The organism is Paenibacillus sp. MT86 (assembly GCF_058792535.1).
Genome location: NZ_CM179499.1, coordinates 2,462,226 through 2,481,775, shown reverse-complemented (window position 1 = coordinate 2,481,775; position 19,550 = coordinate 2,462,226). Strand labels below are relative to the sequence as shown.

16 protein-coding genes and 2 pseudogenes are annotated in these 19,550 nt (G+C 50.3%); 6 read left to right on the top strand and 12 right to left on the bottom strand.

The annotated features are described in order from the left end of the window. Window positions 1–161 precede the first annotated feature (161 nt). Window positions 162–290: pseudogene (locus AC3RCL_RS10885) on the top strand (amino acid transporter); the annotation flags it as partial. A 2-nt stretch (window positions 291–292) separates the two neighbouring features. On the opposite strand, the pseudogene AC3RCL_RS10880 reads toward AC3RCL_RS10885, so the two are convergent. Beyond that, window positions 293–1,375: pseudogene (locus AC3RCL_RS10880) on the bottom strand (amino acid permease); the annotation flags it as partial. A 228-nt stretch (window positions 1,376–1,603) separates the two neighbouring features. Between AC3RCL_RS10880 and AC3RCL_RS10875 the strand changes: the two are divergent. From AC3RCL_RS10875 to AC3RCL_RS10865, 3 genes are read left to right on the top strand one after another with little or no spacing between them, the layout of a single operon-like run. Further along, window positions 1,604–2,716 (top strand): GerAB/ArcD/ProY family transporter, encoded by a 1,113-nt coding sequence (locus AC3RCL_RS10875; RefSeq protein WP_192571333.1) that lies wholly within the window; start codon window positions 1,604–1,606, stop codon window positions 2,714–2,716. Next, a complete protein-coding gene (locus tag AC3RCL_RS10870) occupies window positions 2,713–4,119 on the top strand; it encodes a spore germination protein (protein ID WP_277746345.1) in 1,407 nt (468 codons plus the stop codon). Before AC3RCL_RS10875 ends, AC3RCL_RS10870 begins: the two co-directional genes overlap by 4 nt. Beyond that, entirely contained in the window at window positions 4,116–5,255 is a 1,140-nt protein-coding gene (locus AC3RCL_RS10865) for a Ger(x)C family spore germination protein (protein WP_492535360.1), read from the top strand. The genes AC3RCL_RS10870 and AC3RCL_RS10865 overlap by 4 nt, the downstream gene beginning before the upstream one ends. 78 nt (window positions 5,256–5,333) lie before the next feature. Here the strand turns inward: AC3RCL_RS10865 and nagE are convergent, their stop codons facing one another. The 4 genes from nagE to AC3RCL_RS10845 form a co-directional block, all read right to left on the bottom strand. Continuing rightward, window positions 5,334–6,803, bottom strand: a complete 1,470-nt coding sequence (nagE, locus tag AC3RCL_RS10860) for an N-acetylglucosamine-specific PTS transporter subunit IIBC (RefSeq protein ID WP_492535359.1) — start codon at window positions 6,801–6,803, stop codon at window positions 5,334–5,336. Between the two features lie 354 nt (window positions 6,804–7,157). Then, complete coding sequence (locus tag AC3RCL_RS10855) at window positions 7,158–7,655, bottom strand: PTS sugar transporter subunit IIA (protein WP_492535358.1); 498 nt, start codon at window positions 7,653–7,655, stop codon at window positions 7,158–7,160. 1 nt (window position 7,656) lies between these two features. Further along, window positions 7,657–8,544 (bottom strand): PRD domain-containing protein, encoded by an 888-nt coding sequence (locus AC3RCL_RS10850; RefSeq protein ID WP_492535357.1) that lies wholly within the window; start codon window positions 8,542–8,544, stop codon window positions 7,657–7,659. Window positions 8,545–8,824: 280 nt separating this feature from the next. Then, on the bottom strand, window positions 8,825–11,506 hold the full coding sequence (locus tag AC3RCL_RS10845) for a CHASE3 domain-containing protein (RefSeq protein ID WP_492535356.1): 2,682 nt from the start codon (window positions 11,504–11,506) through the stop codon (window positions 8,825–8,827). Between the two features lie 250 nt (window positions 11,507–11,756). On the opposite strand from AC3RCL_RS10845, the gene AC3RCL_RS10840 reads away from it, so the two are divergent. After that, the gene (locus tag AC3RCL_RS10840; RefSeq protein ID WP_452515939.1) at window positions 11,757–12,323 is read left to right on the top strand and encodes a cupin domain-containing protein; all 567 of its coding nucleotides are present in this window, start codon (window positions 11,757–11,759) and stop codon (window positions 12,321–12,323) included. 67 nt (window positions 12,324–12,390) lie between these two features. Here AC3RCL_RS10840 and AC3RCL_RS10835 read toward each other — a convergent pair whose 3' ends face one another. Next, window positions 12,391–12,768 carry a DivIVA domain-containing protein gene (locus AC3RCL_RS10835; RefSeq protein WP_009590687.1) on the bottom strand — a complete coding sequence of 126 codons (378 nt, stop codon included), beginning with the start codon at window positions 12,766–12,768 and terminating at the stop codon, window positions 12,391–12,393. A 235-nt stretch (window positions 12,769–13,003) separates the two neighbouring features. On the opposite strand from AC3RCL_RS10835, the gene AC3RCL_RS10830 reads away from it, so the two are divergent. Further along, window positions 13,004–13,567, top strand: a complete 564-nt coding sequence (locus AC3RCL_RS10830) for a TraR/DksA C4-type zinc finger protein (protein ID WP_015736229.1) — start codon at window positions 13,004–13,006, stop codon at window positions 13,565–13,567. Window positions 13,568–13,633: 66 nt separating this feature from the next. On the opposite strand, the gene AC3RCL_RS10825 is transcribed toward AC3RCL_RS10830, so the two are convergent. From AC3RCL_RS10825 to AC3RCL_RS10800, 6 genes are all read right to left on the bottom strand, one after another. Then, the gene (locus tag AC3RCL_RS10825) at window positions 13,634–14,194 is read right to left on the bottom strand and encodes a winged helix-turn-helix domain-containing protein (RefSeq protein WP_096774444.1); all 561 of its coding nucleotides are present in this window, start codon (window positions 14,192–14,194) and stop codon (window positions 13,634–13,636) included. A gap of 82 nt (window positions 14,195–14,276) precedes the next feature. Next, the gene (locus AC3RCL_RS10820; RefSeq protein WP_492535355.1) at window positions 14,277–15,554 is read right to left on the bottom strand and encodes an MFS transporter; all 1,278 of its coding nucleotides are present in this window, start codon (window positions 15,552–15,554) and stop codon (window positions 14,277–14,279) included. Window positions 15,555–15,741: 187 nt separating this feature from the next. After that, a complete protein-coding gene (locus AC3RCL_RS10815; protein ID WP_096774446.1) occupies window positions 15,742–16,746 on the bottom strand; it encodes a Gfo/Idh/MocA family protein in 1,005 nt (334 codons plus the stop codon). Window positions 16,747–16,784: 38 nt separating this feature from the next. Next, window positions 16,785–17,144 carry a replication termination protein gene (locus AC3RCL_RS10810; protein ID WP_009590710.1) on the bottom strand — a complete coding sequence of 120 codons (360 nt, stop codon included), beginning with the start codon at window positions 17,142–17,144 and terminating at the stop codon, window positions 16,785–16,787. Window positions 17,145–17,464: 320 nt separating this feature from the next. Then, window positions 17,465–18,661 carry an acyltransferase gene (locus tag AC3RCL_RS10805; RefSeq protein WP_492535354.1) on the bottom strand — a complete coding sequence of 399 codons (1,197 nt, stop codon included), beginning with the start codon at window positions 18,659–18,661 and terminating at the stop codon, window positions 17,465–17,467. A gap of 288 nt (window positions 18,662–18,949) precedes the next feature. Continuing rightward, a complete protein-coding gene (locus AC3RCL_RS10800) occupies window positions 18,950–19,501 on the bottom strand; it encodes a general stress protein (RefSeq protein WP_096774448.1) in 552 nt (183 codons plus the stop codon). Window positions 19,502–19,550 lie beyond the last annotated feature (49 nt).

The window sequence follows — 19,550 nt, the reverse complement described above, 5'->3', positions numbered from 1 at the left end:
ATCAAATAAAACCGCGCAGGGAGCTGCGCGGTTTTTCACGTCTTCTTTTAAGGCAGAAAAAATTCCCAATCCAGTTTTAGTTTGTCCGCCTGCCGAATACAATGTACGAGCAAGCAGGTACAAGCTGTGGTATCCATGTTCCAGACGAGAGGTGGAAGTTGATGAGTATTCTAATTAGCTACATGATCCTTGGCCTTTCCCTATCAGCCCCCGTTGGTCCGATTAATGCGGCGCAGCTTGATAAGGGGATCAAGAAAGGGTTCTGGCATGCTTGGCTGTTCGGCATTGGTGGATACTCGTAAATCTTGCCGGGCATGAGCAGAGACAGCACGATGGATACAATCAACCCGGCGGCGGTTAGGGAAAGGGAGAAGATGGGCGTATCGCGCTTAAACATTTTTCTGGAAAACAGCTTGGGCGCATCCTTATCCTCGGATAACGTGACCAGCATCGTGGTTACGGCATACAGCGAGGCAACCATCGTCGAGAATCCGGCAATGATTAAGACCGCATTGAATATATGGGGGATAAAAGGCAGCTGATACGAGCTAAGCGCCACAACGAAGGGGCTTTTCGTCGTGGAGAATCGATTCCAGGCTACCATCATCACGGCCATGCCAATAGACAGTACATATACGACGGACAGCAGGAGAATCATCACCTTGCCCGATTTCGGCGCTTCCTTCGGATTCTTCAAGCGGACGGCCATCACTCCCATGACTTCAATTCCGCCGAAAGCATAAAACGCAAAGATCAAGGACGACCATACGCCTTTACCGCCCGTCGGGAATAAGGCGTTCATGCTGCCCGGAACATGGGGCTTATTCCCGCCTTTCAACCATCCCATCCAAGCGGCGGCGGCAATGACAAGAAACATGACGATGGCCGCGACCTTAATAACAGCCAGCACATTCTCCAGGCGGTCGAAGCCCTTGGTGCCGATCCATATGACAAAAAGCCCCAATACGGCATAACCTGATGCGAATATCCACATCGGAACGCCAGGAAACCAAAAGCGGGAGAATATCGCCAGCGCCGTCATCTGGCTTCCCATGATCAACACTTCGGAGCACCAGTACATCCACCCTGTTGAGAAGCCTGCCCACCGGCCGTAGGCTTTTTTGGCGTAGGTTCGGAACGAGCCTTTTTGCGGATCCTCCGCCGTCATTCGCGCCAGCACATCAAACACGAAGTAGGTGGCCGTCGCCGCCAATATAATAGAAAGAAGAAAAGCCGGTCCCCCAAGCCGGATACCCAGCGCGGATCCGAGAAAATACCCCGTGCCGATCGTTGATGCGACTCCCAGCAGCGATAGCTGCCACCACTTCAGATTCCCTTTTGCTTCCCCTGCCTCCGTTTTCGCTCCTCTGTTCACGGTTATGTCCTCCGGATATCGTGATGTGTTCGATCAAAACTTTCCTTATTATGAAGGGATTCTCCGTGATTTATGTACCATGCCGCCGAGCCTAAAAATGCCTTTTAAGTTCATGATGAAAAAACGAGCAAACGGTTCATGCAGCCCGAGGCTGGATGCTCTCGCATATTTTGGCTGTTCCCCGAGAAGTATAAACGGAAGAAAGCAGAATTGGGGGATCACACACACATGTCATTAGCTCGCGGTATTCCAACGAATCAGGCGTTTATGATTATGATGCTCACGGCAGGTTTGACCAATCATGTCATGATCATCCCTGTGCTTCTGGAGAAGTCCGGACGGGATGCTTGGATCACCATTCTCGTGTCGGCCGTGTTATTCATGCCCTGGATTCTGCTTATTTATGGAATCATCAAAAAAGTCGGCTCCCGTTCGATCAAGCAAGCGTTGGACGAAAGCAGCGGCAGGGCGGTTCGCATCGTTGCGATGGGCATGTCCGGCTTGTATTTCTTCGCTTTTGCCTTCTATACCTTGAAGGAAGTCATCGATTGGACGAAATCGACCTACATGATCCAAACCCCTGTCGTTGCCACCGCATTCGTGCTCATGATGCTATGCCTTATCAGCATTAACCACGGGATCAAAACCATCGGCGTTGCCGCCGGCATCTTGCTGCCTTGCGTCGTCTTGCTGGGCATATTCGTATCCGTGTCCAATCTGAAAGTGAAAAATTACAGTTACTTGCTGCCTGTCCTTGAGGACGGCTTCATGCCGGTTCTCAGCGGAGTTCCTATCATGCTCGGAGGGCTGTCCCAATTTATCCTGATCTTGTTTCTGCGACCTCACCTGCAGAAAAAACCCGGTTTTCTTACGATCCTGCTCATCCATCTGGTTCTCATCTTCCTCACGTTTGGACCCACGATCGGCGGCATTGCCGAATTTGGTCCGGAAGAAATGAAGCTTCAGCGGTACCCCGCCTATGAGCAATGGCGTCTCGTGAAGCTGGGCAAATTCGTGGAACACGTCGATTTTTTATCCATCTTCCAGTGGCTTAGCGGAGCTTATATCTCCATTTCCATTTCGATTTTTTTGCTCTGCGAAACCCTTCTTCCCAAGTCCAGACAGAGCGTTGGCGTATTAGCCGTCACCACGCTGCTCATCATACTGTGCGCCTCACCGATCAGCAATTTGAAAATGTATTATGCCATGGCCGACTATTTCTTGCCCGCATCCGCCGTTTATATCACCATCCTAAGCCTCCTGTTATTCTTCCTGATCCGCAAACCGAATCAGCAGGAGCCGCAGGATGCCAGTTCCACGAAAGGAGAAACGCCGCAATGAACATGACCGAACAGCAATTGCGCGATCGTTATGCCGATTCCGATGACGTCTATATAACGTCCTACCCGGGAATGGATGAAGAGCCTTGGGCGATTATGGTTTACAGCCCGATGATGTGCGATTCGAAAGTGTTGTCCGAGGTCTTTTTGCCTGTCATCAGCAAGGAATGGAATACTTCCGTTTCGCAAAAGCATCCGTTTGACCCGACCAGCCTTGAATATTATCTTACGCTGGATGTCGCCGATGCCGATTTGGAGTCCGTCGATGACATTGTTTATTCCGGCTACGTTGCCCTGTATTTTCCCAAGGACGATAAGCTGTATTCGTACAGCGCCGGCAAAACCATCGGCCGAACGCCGGAAGAAAGCGCCACGGAAACCTCGGTCAAAGGACCCCGCGACGGGTTTGTCGAGGAATTGGATATCAATGTAGCACTTATCCGCAAAAGGCTGAAATCACCGGGACTTGTCTATTCCTCCTTTAAGCTTGGAGACAAAAGCAAAACCACCGTCGGCATCATGTATTTAAAGGACAAGGTCATACCGGAGACCGTCACGGCCATCGTGGACAAGCTAAACCATTACGCCGGGGATCCTCCCGTAGGGATCGGCGAGCTTGCGGAGCATCTGACTCCGTACAGGTACAGCGTGCTTCCCATGTTTGACTACACGGGGCGGACGGACCTGGCATACGACTCTCTGACCCGCGGCCGTTTGGTCATTATTATGCAGGGAAGTCCCGTCCTATTGATCGCGCCTGCGAGCTTCATGCAGCTGCTGTTCGCTGCCGAAGACCCCCAAATGCCGTTCTATTTCGTGATGCCCTGGAGAATTCTGAGAATGTTCGGGTTCCTGATTTCCATTTTCCTTCCCGGCTTCTATATAACGCTATTAGCCTTTCACCAGGATCAAATCCCTTTTCCGCTGCTGGCAACGGTTGCGAATACCAGGCTCGGCCTTCCGATCCCGACCGGGTTTGAGATGCTGATTATCCTGTTTCTCCTCACTCTGCTGCGGGAGGCCGGCATGCAGATGCCTTCTCCGATCGCGTCGACCATTACGGTGGTTTCCGGTATCATTATCGGCGACGCAGCTATTCGGGGCGGTTTTTTCTCGCCGACGATGACCGTCATCGGCGCCCTATCCTTTGTGGCGGGGTCTACCCACTCCAATCAGGATTTTGTTGTCAGCCAAACGATCTTGCGTTTCTTTGTCCTTACCCTGTCCTCGATGTTCGGGTTATTCGGTTTCTTCATATCGGTCTTCATGATCGTTCAATATGCAGCCAACCATAATCCGTTCGGGCAGCCGTACCTTGCCCCTTTCTCGCCCTTCTCCATATCTAAAATCCTGGGCAATCTCTTGCGATTTCCGGGGAAACGGAAAAAGGGCGGCGCGTTATGAAGCGGGTATGGATACTCGTATGCCTGACATCTCTGCTGCTCTCAGGCTGCTGGGACAACAATGAAGTCCAGGATATCAACTATATCACGGCTTTGGGCGTGGATTACAAGGACGAGAAATATATCATATACGTGCAGATGCTTGACTTTGCCACGATTGCCAAACAAGAATCCAACAAACAGACGGAGAAAGCGCCTATCTGGGTTGGCCGTGGAACCGGCACCACGTTGACTGAAGCCCTCGTTGATCTGTACACGTCGAGTCAGCAGCGGGTCTCCTGGGGTCATGTGACGGCTTTGGTGCTTACGGAAGCCGTGTTAAAACCTAAGCAGTTGTCTCAAGTATTCGACCTGACCAACCGCTCGCAGGAAATCCGGTATACGAAATGGATATACGGGACCAAGGATAAGATGGAGGATCTCTTTACGGTGTCGCCGTTCTTTCAGCTCTCCCCCCTGCACTCGCTGCTTCATGAACCCAGGGAAAGCTATGTCCAATTCTCGTTTATACGTCCGATCCAATTCGTGAACTTTATTCGTCTCTATCGGGAAAAAGCTGCAACCGTTCTACTTCCCTCCCTTCATATTTCGACGCAGAACTGGTCGGAAAATCTGAAGCAGCATCCGATATTGGAAGTGAACGGCGGATTTCTGATCAAGAACAAAGAATTGATGGGCTGGCTCCCACGATCCGATCTGCTGGGGACCCGATGGTTAGCATCGAATAATACTCACGCTGCCGTCGTCGTTCGGGCGGACGGTGAAGCAGTCGGGAGCATTCGGCTGGAGAAGCCCCAATCTACCATCGAAGTCATCCGGAAGCCAAACGATGCTTCGTATCGAATCAAGCTGAACGTCATTGGCACGGTACAGAATATATACAAGCAGGTGGGGATTAAGGAAATGAAGCGATTAACGGAAGATACCCTGCGTAAGGAATTGCAGAACACCTTTCATAAAGCAGCATTGATCCACGCGGATCCTTATGAACTATGTCTCCAATTGTACCGAACAGACCCCAAGCTTTGGAAGAAATTAGCGGAACAGAAAAAGGAAATCTACGACGAAACGCCGCTTGAGCTTGATATCAATGTCAACATCCGGTATTGGGGACAACGTAAAAGCCTGAACCGATAATGAACCTGTGCAAAAAAAAGAAACCCTGTGCTTGGAATAGCACAGGGTTTCTCTCGTTAGCAGCAGCTGCCGCCACATTTACATCATTTTTTTGATTTCGTCTTTAATGGATTCCGCCTGCGGTCCGAATACGACCTGAACCGCGCCTTGACCCAGACGCATGACACCGGATGCGCCTAATTTTTTCAACTCCGAATCCTTAACGGCCTTCTCGTCTTTAACGACGAGGCGCAGACGCGTGATACAAGCATCGATGCTGGTAATATTATCCGCACCGCCGATGTTTTGCAAAACCTTGGCCGCTTTGGACTCATTGGATGCCGCGCCGGATAGAGCCGGGGCAGCTGTATCGCCATCGTCAGAAACCGTATCCATGTCGTCGTCTTCCTCGCGTCCAGGCGTTTTCAAGTTCAGTTTGACAATGAGGATTCTGAACAGCAGATAGTAAACGACTCCGAAAGCCAAGCCGACCGGCAGAAGCAGCCAAGCATTGGTAGACAGCTTCAGATTCACCAGGTAGTCGATCAGGCCCGCCGAGAACGAGAAGCCCAAATGCACATCCAGGACATACATGATCAATCCGGAAAGACCTGTCAAAATCGCATGAACTACATACAGTACCGGAGCAATGAACATGAACGCGAATTCAAGCGGTTCGGTGATCCCCGTCAGGAACGACGCCACTGCCGAACCGATAAAGATGGAGCCGACGAGCTTGCGTTTGGACGGCTTGGCGGTATGCATAAAGGCCAGCGCCGCAGCCGGCATCGCAAACATCATGATCGGGAAGAAACCGGACATGAACATGCCTGCCGTCGGGTCTCCCGCAAAGAAACGCCACAGGTCGCCGTGAACGACTTCGCCCGCGGCATTCGTGTAATCGCCGATCTGGAACCAGGCGATGGAGTTTAATACGTGATGCAGACCCAGAGGGATCAGCAAGCGGTTAGCCGTACCGAAAATGAACGAACCGATGCCTCCCAGACCGACAACCCAGTTGCCGAAGGCGGAAATGCCATCCTGGATCGGACTCCAAATCATGCCGATTAGCACTGCCAGCACCATCGTGGAGGCCGCCGTGATGATCGGTACGAAGCGTTTACCCGCAAAGAAGCCCAACCAATCCGGCATCTTAATGTTGTGGAATTTATTATACAGGTAGGCGGACCATAGACCGACAAAGAAACCGCCAAGAACGCCCATATTCAGCTTTACGTCATCCGGTATAAACGGCATTTGCAGCGGCACTTGCGCCAGCACTCTTGTAAGCACCATGTACCCGATAAGAGCGGAGAGACCCGCAACGGCATCCCCGGCGAATCCGATCGCAACGCCGATCGCAAAAATAATCGGCAGATTATCCAGAATGGCAAGGGCGCCTGAAGTCATGAACGGAGTTACATATTGATTCAAAAAAGCTCCGAGAGCTCCCAATGGTATGTCTTTTTGATAGTCGATCAATCCAAGCCCCTGCAAGATACCTGCCGCAGGCAATGTGGCCACCGGCAGCATAAGGGACTTACCCAGCTTTTGCAATTTAGCCAGCATGTCAATCATCCTTTCAACTTCAATAATTTAGCTTTTGCTGAAACCGTTTACATAATGCGTCGATATAATAACCACTTCTTCCCATTCACTCCGGAACAGAAATACCTCAGAAAATCCTCCTCCTTGCGGGCTCTTGTATTCATCATTTTAAGGCGGCATGGATACCATCATCATTCGAAGTCAACAAAAAAAGCCAAGAAGAACGGCGACTATGCATTAAATAGTCCGTTTCTTCTTGGCTCATGCCCATGTTTATGGTAACACGCCTTAAACGTATTCATTTGATGTTGTTATCTTAATTCACGTCTTCCCGTTTTGTCAATAACCAATATTTATTTCCTTATCGAATGAAAACTATTTCAATTCGATGGTCAAAACAGGATTTTGGCCGGACACGACGTCACCGGTCTGACCGTCCACCTTGGAAGCCACTTCATCCGCATTGGTTACGATAATCGGCGTAATCGTCGGATAACCGGCGGCCCGGATCGCAGCCATCTCGAATTCGATGAGCGTCTGGCCCGACTTCACCTGGTCACCGGCTTGAACATGGCTTGTAAAGCCTTCACCCTTCAAACCGACCGTGTTAATCCCGATATGGAACAAATACTGCAGGCCGGTTGCGGGATCCTCGAGCATGACGGCATGCTTGGACTTGATGACATGCGCAACGGTCCCGTCAAAAGGCGCGATTAATTTGCCCTCGGAAGGCTCGATGGCGATGCCTTGGCCCATGTGTCCGGCAGCAAATGCCTCATCGGGCACTTGCGATAAAGGCACGGCTTTACCCGACAATGGGGCTGTGAGTTGAATGACAGTAGCTGTTTTTTTCTTTTTCCAACGATCAAACATGTTAAGATTCCTCCCTGGGTTGATTCTTTTGCTGTAGTCGGCCTGTAAAGAGCCGGTATAAATGCATAGCCAGAAAGCAGACCTCCGCTTCGGGCACTTTCTTGCCAAGTTCTTTCTCCATCATGCCTGCGAGACGTGTTGCCAACTCGTATTCCTGCGTGAATTTGGAGCGGATCTGTTCCGCGAACGGATTATCCACATGGATTTCCTGATTCAGCATGCGGTCTACCGAGAACCTTAGATGCATGAGCAGACGAACATAATCCATGCTTCCCCGGTCAAAGGCGACCTGCCGCTCCTCTTCAATATACCTCACCAGGCTTCCCACCACGTTCGATGCCTTGACCAGATGGCCAACGGGTACATGACTGACGGCCGAATACACATGGTAGGTCAAGAAGCCACTCTCATCCTCAGGAACCTCTATACCGAAGGTCTTGCCAATCAATTCCGCTGCCTTGGCTGCGATATCATATTCTTTTGGGAAGCTAATCCGGGTTTCTTCAAGGAAAGGATTAATAATATCCATGCCTTTGCGGATTCTGTAAATCGTAAACTGGATATGGCTTGGAAGCGCCAAGTATACCTTATCATTTAATGTGCCCGGAAATTCCTGTCCGATGAGATTCAGTATCTGATCCGTAATCTCCATCACCTGCGGATCAAATTCTTCCAGCAGATGGTGAGCTTGGCTCCACTGCTCCCGATCCTCCAGCCTGAACAGCTTTTCGATCCGCTTATCGTCCGAAGCGATCGTGCCGCCTATTTTTGCGCCGAAGCCAATGCCTTTGCCTAAGATGACATATTCCGATTCTTTTTTACCGCCAGTAACCATCACGACATTGTTACCAATAACACGAACGACTGTAAACAACTCGATCCCGCTCATTAACTTCCCCCTTTCCTTTAAGTTTAAACAGTGTTCCGCCATAGGATTCATATGCGGAGAAATACTCCCACCGCATGAACATTGAAAAAGCCAAGAAAAGACCCCCTTAAATAAAGATGTCTCTTCTTGGCTCATGCCCTACTTCAGGTAACACGCCGTTTTATGTTTCTACTATGATTCCATCATAAAACAACCCGCTTGCATTCGTCAACTTACGACATGCCCTTGCAAGGAACAGCACATTAGCGCCGTCATATCCCGGACTTGACTTGATCGCTTATTACCCTATCCATTTCTGAAGGGTAAGGATGACCTCGCGGAGTTGGAGCGGCTTGTGAAGATAGCCGTTCGCACCTTCTCCAAGGTATTGATCCGAATCCCTCATCGCATTCGAGCTCATGACGATCAGTGGCAGATCGCTCCACTCCGGGTTCTCCCGAATCCGCTTCATCGTTTCGACGCCATCCATTTCAGGCATGACCGTATCCAGCAATACCGCATCGATGGATGAATGTTTGCTTAACAGCTCCAAGCACTCGAAACCGTTCTGGGCTGTGTGCACGGTCAACTGGAGTTTCTCCAGCGCATTGGTCAAAGCGTACACATTCCGTATATCATCATCGACGATCAATACGGTTTTGTTCTCCAACCGGCTAAGCTCCTCCTGTTCGTACTCTTCCATCCGGATATCGCTCAAGCTGTTGTCGCTTGCCGTGGCAGCCACTTCGGGCAGCATAAACAGGCTGTCGACTGCACCGCTCTCCGTGACGAGCGGCAAATATAATATAAAGGTGCTGCCGATTCCTACTTCGCTCTCCACGGTTATATACCCGCCAAGCAGTTTGGCTAAATGCAGCGATATGGATAAGCCGAGACCCGTGCCTCCGAATTTTCTGGCGGTGGTTTCTTCGCCTTGCTGGAATGCTTCGAAGATCGGCTGTAGATGCTCTGCCGCAATCCCGATGCCGGTATCCTCAACGAAAAAAGCAATGACGTCGCCGCTGATAATGAAATCCGAAGTGACAATCGAATTCATTTTCTTTACCTTCAGCTTCACGCTGCCGCTCTCCGTAAACTTAATCGCATTGGAGAGCAGGTTGCGCAGGATTTGATGAAGGCGCATCCCATCGCTGTACATCATGTCGGGCAGGTCATCCGCCATCTCGATATCAAATTCCAGATTTTTGGATTCCGCGCTTTTGGAGAAGTATCCTTCCATCAGCTCCGGCAGCTCCGTTAAGTTCACCAAGTCCATTTCGATCTGCATCTTACCTGCCTCGACCTTGGACAGATCCAGGATATCATTGATCAAATTCAACAATTCACTGCCTGAATTATGAATGACGGTAGCGTAATGCTGTTCTTCCTCCGTCAGATTCCCCTGCTTATTCTCCGCCAAAATCTGGGAGAGGATGAGCATGCTGTTCAGCGGCGTCCGCAGCTCATGGGACATATTGGCCAGGAACTGCGATTTATATTTAGAGCTCTTCTCCAGCTCCTTCGTGTATTTTTCCAATTCGCTGGCTGCGATTAAAGCCGCTTCCTTTTGGGCTCCCAATCGTTCATTCAGCAGATGCATTTCGACGGAGTGCGTTTGAAGCTCCTCGGTCTGCGCTTGCAGCTCTTCGGTCTGGCTCTGCAGTTCCTCGTTCAGCGTTTGTGATTCATGATACAGCTGCTGGATTTCCATTTTGCTTTGAATCGAATTCAAGGTCACTCCAAGCTGAAAATTCAACTGTTCGATCAGCTGAATCTCCAGCTCATCGAAGGGTTTGAACTTGGCCAATTCGATCACGCCGAGAACTTGTCCCTCGAACATCACGGGCGCCAGCAGCAGCGTCGAAGGCTCGGCATCGCCGAGTCCAGATTCGATCCGCACATAGTTGGGCGGTATATCGTCCAGTATGATCATGCGCTGCTCCAGCATGCACTGCCCCACCAAACCTTCGCCCGGCAGGAAGCGATCCCTGACCTTGTTCCAAGGCTCTCCGTCCGGATCGGCAAAAGCAGCAGCCTTTACCAGTTCCGATCCTGACCGGGTAATAAACACCGCCCCGTACGGAAGCTTCATGATCAAAGCCAGCTTATGGATGAAAAATTGCACGGCCGTCTCCACGCGATCGGACGATTGAAGAATCGTCGACATGACCGAAACATGGTCCTTGGCCCAGTTCTGCCTGCCAACCTGTGCGAGCAGTTCGTTGGTTGTATCGGCCAACTGGCCGACCTCGTCATTGGAATGCACATGGATTCGCTGGGAGAGGTTTCCTCCCTTGACAATGTCGGAGATGACGTTGGTTACTTGATTGATCGGCTTTACGATGCTTTTCGAAATGACCCAAGCCGCACATATGGTGATCAGTGCCGCCCCGGCCCATAACAGGTACATCGTGTACAATAAACGGGCATTGCTCTCCTTCATTTCTTCGATTCTGCTGGTTGTCAGTTCACGTTCCTTGCTTCGAAAGGAGAGGAACAGCTCATGAATGGAATTCATCGCTTGCTTTCCGGGATCGTTAATAAAGAAATGAAGGGCCTCTTCATCCTGTCCCAGCTGCATGAGTTGAACCGCAGGCTGTCCGGCGTTGGTAATCCACTCTTTGATATTCTCCTTAATATTTTCCAGATGATTGGCTTGCTCCGAGTTATCGCTCACAAGCTTGTACAGCTTGTTATAATTGATCTGCCAGGACGACAGCGCTTGGTTGAACGGCTCCAGGTAGGTTTCATCGCCCGTAATGACGTACCCTCTCTGGCCGGTTTCCATCTCCAGCATATTCTTCTCGATTTCATGCGTGAGATTATGTACTTCGATATCATGTTTCTCTATAAAATCCGCTTCTTGCTGCAGGGAAGAGATACGGTCGGAGACAATCCAGAGAAAAGCTCCAAGACACATTAATATCAATAAATAGCCGATGACAATCTTGCTGCGGATGTTGAATTTCAGGTTGTTAGACATACGGCTAACCTCCCTTGTTATCGATCAGTATAAGTCTGCTCATATTCTCATAGTAATTGTTATGAAAATGGTTTACAAGCAAAACCAGTTTTCATGACATTCAATGATTCTTTAGTCGTAGGCAGTCAGATTTATAAACGTTTGGGCATATATTGTTAGGGGACGTGCTTGTACACTTTTAATATATTCCAGCTAAAAAAAGGAGGACCGCTCATATGAGGAACGTCACAGCGTTTGCGGAGACACTGCGGTGACAAGGCATGTATATCATTCCAGGAAACAGGCTGAACGTACTGCCGGTCGAGGAGCAGCGAACGTGTCGTCCCTGGAGCTGCCCCTTCTGCAGGGCATGTTCATGTCGGAAATCCATCTCGGCCGCGGTGAGGGGCTTCCGCCTCACGGCCATCCGGATACCGATGAATTGTGTTACATCATTCAAGGAGACATCAGTTATTCCCTGGTGGATCCCGCAAGTCACCGGAATCTCGTGTTTCAAGCCGTACCCGGTCAGGTGGTACATGCCCCGATCGGTTGGTGTCACTGGATTACATCGCTATCCCCCGGGACAATCCTGCTCTTGATCTATCGGACCGGGCATCCGCACCAAATCGATTTTGCACCGTTATGGCCATATTCGCTTTTCGAAGAAGATGCCTATGAAGGTAACGACCCGAACAAGCAGCTTTACTCGAAGACACTCCTTACGCCCGTCCCGCTGCAAAACAGGATCGAGAGCGAGACTCCGGAGAAGCCCCTGCCGGGGCCGCCATGGCTCAAAACCGGGCACCTAAACAACAAAACCACACGCAGCCGGTGATCGGCCGCGTGTGGTTCTTGTTGCTGGGACACTTCTTATGTAATGATTTCGCTCGCATCGTATGGCATTAATCAATATAGAATCTTTGTTCTGGGCGAATCTGCTTCTTCAGAAGCCGCAAGTCGGCTTCCAGCTTCGCCACCGTCTCTTCGATCTCTTCGGGATTCAGTGCCGGACGCTCAGCTTCTGGCTTAACGCCAGCCCTCAGATCGCGAATGGTGATCTGCTGCTCCTGCCATTTATCCATCAGATCGGAGATGGTGGCATAGAACCGCTCATAATCTTGAATCACTTCGTCCAGAAAGGAATCCACTTCCTCCTGATCGTAACCCCTCAGTTTATTCGAAAAATTCTTTTCATGGATAGACAAAGCGTCCAGTTGAATGCCTAGCTGACGAAAAAGCTTTTTCTGTTTATCCAATCGGCGTTTCATGTGTTCATCCATAATGATTTACCTCCAAATATTGGTGCAGCCCTTCTTCCTAGCCTTCTCTCTATCATTGTTTATATCATATTAAGCACCGTGATTAAAACACTCCGGGGCTTTTTTGGAGAATGTTCCAAAAACGGCAGGCCGTCATTCCCATGCTTCATGTGATTGTTACCAATCCATTTCGGGTATTGAATTTACATAAGAAGTTTCTATTGTGCACATAACCCAGAAAGGAGCGACTATTCCTATGACCAGCATGACAAAACAACAATACAGTGAACTAAGACAACGGTTGCTCAGTGATAAAGAACGGTTGGAAAATCAATTGGAGTCCCGGGAAGACACCAACAAGGATCTTTCCCTGCGAGACTCCACGGGAGAGCTGAGCGCTGCCGACAACCATCCCGCTGACGTAGGCACCGAAGTTTTCGAACGCGGTCGGGATTTGGCCATTCAGGAGACGCTCGAGCGTGAATTGGAGCAGATTGATGCTGCCCTGCAGCGTATGGACCAAGGCGAATACGGAACCTGCGCCGAATGCGGACGGGAAATTCCGTATGAGCGGCTGGAAGCTTTGCCTTATACGGCCTATTGCCTCGAGCATACTCCCCGAAAAGACATCAACGACAACCGTCCGGTTGAAGAGGATGTCATGACCCCGCCCCCATCAGGCGCCGGCGTCAACCGCCAAGCAGCCGACGGTAAATTTGATGACGCCGGCGCCTGGGATGCCGTGGAAGATTACGGAACCTCCACATCGCCCGGCATGTCCATTAAACCAGGACAAGACGATTATAAGAAGAATGTATGAATTGATTTGGCAAATTAGAAGGGAAAGCTGGTACCTTACGTTCGGGTACCAGCTTTTTTTGCGTAATCAAGATTCTTTATGGTTCCGAACATTGGAAGCAAAAAACTCGTATTCGTCAAATTCTTCCCCGCGCTTCTTTTTATAAGGGGTCAGCATTTTATCCAGCTCAACAAATAACTCGCGCGCTTCATCTTCGCTCATATACAAGGTGGTATTGGTCAACATGGACGTTGCTTCGCCATCCTGGCTCATATTTTTAAAGAAACGGTCTCGATTCTGGTCGAACAGCTCGGATAATAATTTGTTCGTTTCGGATCGAATCAATTCCTTGATGACCGGCTCGTCGGAATCCGCCCCACGCTTGATCTTTACCGTACCGACAAAAGGCTCGTAATATTTAGCGATAATTCCGTTGATCTCTTTCGTCGATACGATCTTGACCAGGCCGATCCGCTCCAGCTTCTTCATATGATAATGAACCTTCGCAGGCACATCCCCGATCTTGTCCGCGACCTCCTTTACGGTTGCCGGACGATCCATCTTGTTTAATACATTCAAAATCTGGAGCCGATATGGATCTGAATATATTTTGATCTCTTCCAGTGTAGTCAATTCCTTCGTTTCCACACCGTACACCTCAGCTTCACGTTAATTTTTCACCTTTTCATTATAGGCCGAGAATGTCGAAATTACAAAAACGGCGATGGGTTCAGATGGCACGGAAACTCTTCTTTCGAATCAGGAACAGCACGGGCACCAGCATGACGAATCCCATCAACGAGAAGAGCGCGGGAGGGGATTGATGCTCTGCCACAACTCCCGTTATCAGGCTTCCGACAGGAATTGCAGCCGTGCACAATACCGTCATCAGGGCGCCAATTCTGCCCAGCATATGCCGCGGCGTTACTTCCATCAGATACGTCGAGATCGGGGCATTCAGCATGGAGACGGCAAAACCGGCAACGAACATGCAGACCGCCGCGGACTCCACGCGCCACGCCGGGAGATGTCCTGGAATCCCTAATGCAAAATATCCGATCCCGAGCATGATCGATCCTGACATGATCAAGGTGCTCTTTTTGAAACTTTTGCCGTAGCGACCAATCCATAGCCCGCTGCAAATCATACCGATCAGAAGCGCCGTTCCCATTACGCTCAGACCTCCCGCTCCGGCACCCAATGTCTCCTTGACGTAGACCGGCTGCAGCACGTTCAACGGTGCCAAGCAGAAATTATTGATCATCGCCAGAACCGTCGTGATGAGAAGCAGCGAATGCTGCTTCACAAACAGAAGCGCCTCTTTGATGTCGCCGAGCACCGTTCTGTTCTTCTCAGGCACCGGTCCAGGGAATTCGGACTTGTCTTCGGCCTGTTCGGCCGCTTCCGGATTCGGCATGAATGCAATAATAACCGCGGCAATTAGAAACGTCACGGCATCGATCAGGATCGTTCCCGAGATTCCGATCAAGGCGATCAGGGCTCCGGCAATGGACAGACCGATTAATTCGGCGCTGCGGCTAACGGATGTGGAGAAAGAATTGCCCGCGAGCAGCTGTTCCTTGGGGAGCAGCCGGGGAACGATGGAGGTTTCGGCGGGTCTGGAGAAACATTCGAGCGTTGAATTCAGGAACGTGAAGACAAACAGATGCCAGACTTGAAGAGAACCGATCGCATACAGAAAGGCCGTCAGAGACACCACGATGCCGCGGCTGAGGTAGGTTAAGGCGAGGACTCTTTTCTTAGGCCAGCGGTCTACAAAGGTTCCCGTAAACAAACTGAAAAGCAATCCCGGCATAAAGTTAAAAGCGAACAAGGTCCCCATTAACAGCTCTGAGCCTGTGAGCATATAAACCATCCAGCTGTAAGCGATGGAGTCCAAGGAATCCCCTAATCGGGTAATGGCTTGAGCAGATAAATAAATCAGGTACGGGCGGATTTTCAACAGTTGGCCAAAGCCTTGTTTTTCCAAAACGGCGGCATTTTGCATGTTTCTTTCTCCTCTTCGTTATGAAATGGTTTCATTAAACTTTTTTGTTCGTTAAAATTATGATTACGTTAAATATTTTTTAACGTTAAGTTTATTTTAATGATTTTGAAGAGGAATGCAATAGGCAAAAAAAATAAATCGCCATGTTGGCGATTTAAGTCTAGCGTTATTATTTGATAGCGCAGCTTTATTTAATTTCCACCCGCGATGAAGATCTCGCAGCTTGAAGGCATGCTTCGATGGCTCTGATATTGCTGATGGCATCTTCCGGACCGTATGGCAATGGCGCGCCATCCATCACGGCAGCAGCCATGGCGTCCGCTTGCAGGGCAAAATGGTTGTAAATCCCCACTTTCTCCTCGCGGGTTCCCTTAGCCGTATGAACGAATATCTGGGCCATATCCTCCATTCTCTCCCAGCCGAAGGCGGAGGGCAGCTCGATCCTGCCGTCGGTTCCCGCAATCTCTAACGAGCATCTGGAGTAGGTCCACATGCCGCAGTCAAATGTCAGGCCCAGTCCATTGTCAAATTCCATCATGCCATGGACCATCATGTCCACGCCGTCATGCTCCTCGGAGAAAAAAGCGTGGGCCGTCACGGCTTTAGGCTCCTGTCCGTATATCATTCTCGCCGCCGAGATGGGATAACATCCCACGTCGTAGATCGAACCTCCGCCCATGTCCTTGCTGTAGCGGACATTGCTTTTATCCTCCGCATTGTTGAAGGTGAACGACCCGTGTATTCCGCGAAGCTGGCCGATTTCGCCGCTTTCGATGATTTCGCGGACGCGCGCGTGCTTCGGATGGTAGCGGTACATGAAGGCTTCGGCGAACAGCACGTTGCGTGCTTTGGCCGCCTCTGCCATCTCACGGACATCCGTTTCCGTCAGGGCTGCCGGTTTCTCGCACAGGATATGCTTTCCGGCCTCAGCGGCCTTGATGGTCCAAGGTTTATGCAGGTGATTCGGCAACGGAATATACACCGCATCAATGTCGGGATCCGCCAGAAGCTCATCGTAAGAACCATAGTATGTTTTAATATGGTATCGTTCCGCGAGCTCCCTGGCTTTATCGGCATTGCGGCTTGCGACGGCCCCAACCTCACAGCGTTCCGATTTCAATATGCCGGGTATCATTGAATTTCTTGCAATTCGAGCGGTACTCATAATCCCAAAGCGCAGTTTCTTGCTCACGAGGTCATTCCTCCTTTGGCTGCATTCCGGATCGATATTTAGTAATTGTCGTTTACGGCTTTATGAAGGATCCCCAAGCATCGATCCAAATCGGTCTTAACCTGTTTTTTATAGAGTTTGGCCTTCTCGGCACCTTCGTCCGTAAAATGATAAAGTACGATTTCCTGGAAATCGACCCGCGGATCGTTTCCTTTCAACTGTTTGGTACGGTATAGAACACCCTCCTGCACCAATTCATGCAGCGCACGATAGATTTCGCTTTGCGGCGGCGAATATCCATGGCTCTTGAATTCCTGCCGAAGCTCTTCGAGCATCTGATATCCATATCCGCGCTGCTGCTCCACCATGGTAATAAGATATACCTTGATAAAAGCGCGCTGCGCGATCATAAATGCCATTCGGACGCCTCCTCCTTCACGAGCTACTTGTCCCATAATATACCTTATTATAACCCACAGTTTCCCAGTTTGCACAATAGGAAGCATCCTTCTCTTTTTAAACCAAGAAACCGTGGATTGAAACGTTGGCAGGTGATGGTCGCATGGGAATGAGGCAGGAAGCGCATGTTTTTCCTATTGTGAATTTTTCATATGTTGCAATTGTATAATGTTTAGTTTTTCAACTGTTGTTGGTTCGGTCGTTTGGTCGTTTGGGTCTTAGGAACGATGGCGCGAGCCCACGAAAAAGCCCACCCTAAAGGGTGGGCTTCATTTTATTTTCACATGCCGGTGGTTGTCCCGGCGGATGGATGCGATTTGCCGTATGGCCGAATAGAGCGAGGGTTCCGTGCACCCGCGATGCCGACGAGCCATTTTCCGAACGGCAGCTTTGCAAGCAGGCGCGTTGCGGCGTACGCTATCGCCACGCTGATGATCCATGAAGAGAGGATCCTCACCAGAGATGGCATGCCGATCAGCAGATACTCATCGACTGCATAGCTTATCCGGAGCGTTAATAAATGCATCAGGTAAGCTCCGTACGAATAGACTCCAATGGAGGTCAGGAGCGCATTCGTCCGCGCTCCGGCATGCCGGGTAATCCAGCCGGCCGTATCGTACATGACCATGATGGAGCTAATCAGGAAAAGCGCCATCATCGGCCGCAGCAGCGACAAGGAATAGAACGTGATCGCTCCATCCTCCGCTGAACGGATTTCATACACGGCCTGCATGAGCATCCAGCCGAACGTAAATGCAAAGACCAGCCATATGGCCGGCCGGGCCTTCCTGAGCCATTTTATCCAAGAGGCATGATATAAGCCGGCTGCTGCCCCAAGCGCAAAATAGAAGAAATAATAAAGTGCATTCCGATCCGCATAGGTTGTGAACAGCTCGCTCCACACCGGTATGCTCAAACTTCCCATCCAGTGTCCGATATCGTTGATAACTCCCGTTAAGCCCACGTACAGCAGCCCGGAAAGAACCAGTATCGTAAGCTGCGTCCGTATGCCGCATCGTTCCTTGATTCCCAGTATGGCGGATCTGAAGAGTGGATACAGCAAATAAAATTGGAACAGCATAATAATATACCAAAAATGCGAGCTGGCTTTTCCGGTTAACCATACTTCCCCAAGATATTTCCAGTCCCCGATCAATGCGGGATTAAACTTATGATTGATTAATAACGTGATCAGGGTCCATACCGCAAAAGGAACATAAATGTCGCCGAATCGTCTCTTGATGAACCTGCCGTAATGTAAACGGCCTTTATCATTATAAAACAGCACCATGCCGGTAATAAAAATAAAGACGGGCACAGCGAATTTCGTCGCCATCAGGAGGAAGCCCATCATCAAGCCATCGTTTGCCGTCATCCCCGGCGCTACCGAATAATGCGCGATGGAGTGCTGCAAAACCACAGCCAGGAAGGCCATTCCTCGGAGGCGCTCGATTTCCGGAATTCTTTGTTTGGACATACTGCTCCCCCTTCATGCTGGCTTCGTATAATCAACCTCATTGTAAGGGACTTCTCCCTTGACGGGCTAATCCAATTATTTACTGGGGCATGACGGCTGGCTCCATACCTAGCATTCATCCGTGTGATTATGTATATATTGAAAACTTCTATCGGCGTGCGTTCACGGAAGACTTACCGCGGGCAGCGACCTCATGGCTAAACGAATATCTCCAGGGCACAAATGAGGAAGTGTTGCTTTCTGACCACAAAAAAAACCGGTTCCGAATCGGAACCGGTTCAAGCGCCTTTACAGCAGCGTAGTTCCTCGAGGAGGCAATGTGTCGACCCGGTCTGGATCAACCGCACCGTATCGCCCCTCGTTTCTGTAATCGTAATCGCGGAAAATATCGTAAATGCCGGTATTCTCTTGATCGGCATCAACCAGGACGAGAATCCGTCCCTGCTCGACATAGGACTCATATTCCTTCGCCTCATCTTCCGGGATGCCAAGGCCGATAAAACCTCCGACCAACCCGCCGGCTCCCGCACCGACTGCTGCGCCCGTAAGCGTCGCTGCTATCGGTCCGGCCGCAAGAATCGGGCCGATGCCGGGAATGGCGAGGGCTCCCAGTCCAGCCAGCAATCCTGCCGTGCCTCCAAGTATGCCGCCTGTTGCTGCACCCGCAGCTACTCCTTCGGGAGCCATCGTTCCCGTCTGCTCGGCTATCATGTCCGCCTCGCGTTTATCCTTCGCTATAATGGAAATGGCATCGTTCGGAATTCCGTGCCGCTGCAGCTGCTCTATGGCTTGAGCGGCCTCCTGTTCCGAACGAAATACCCCAACAACTTTCTTCTCCATGATAAACCCTCCTCATCGGTGGTCGTTCATATTTAACATTACCCGACGG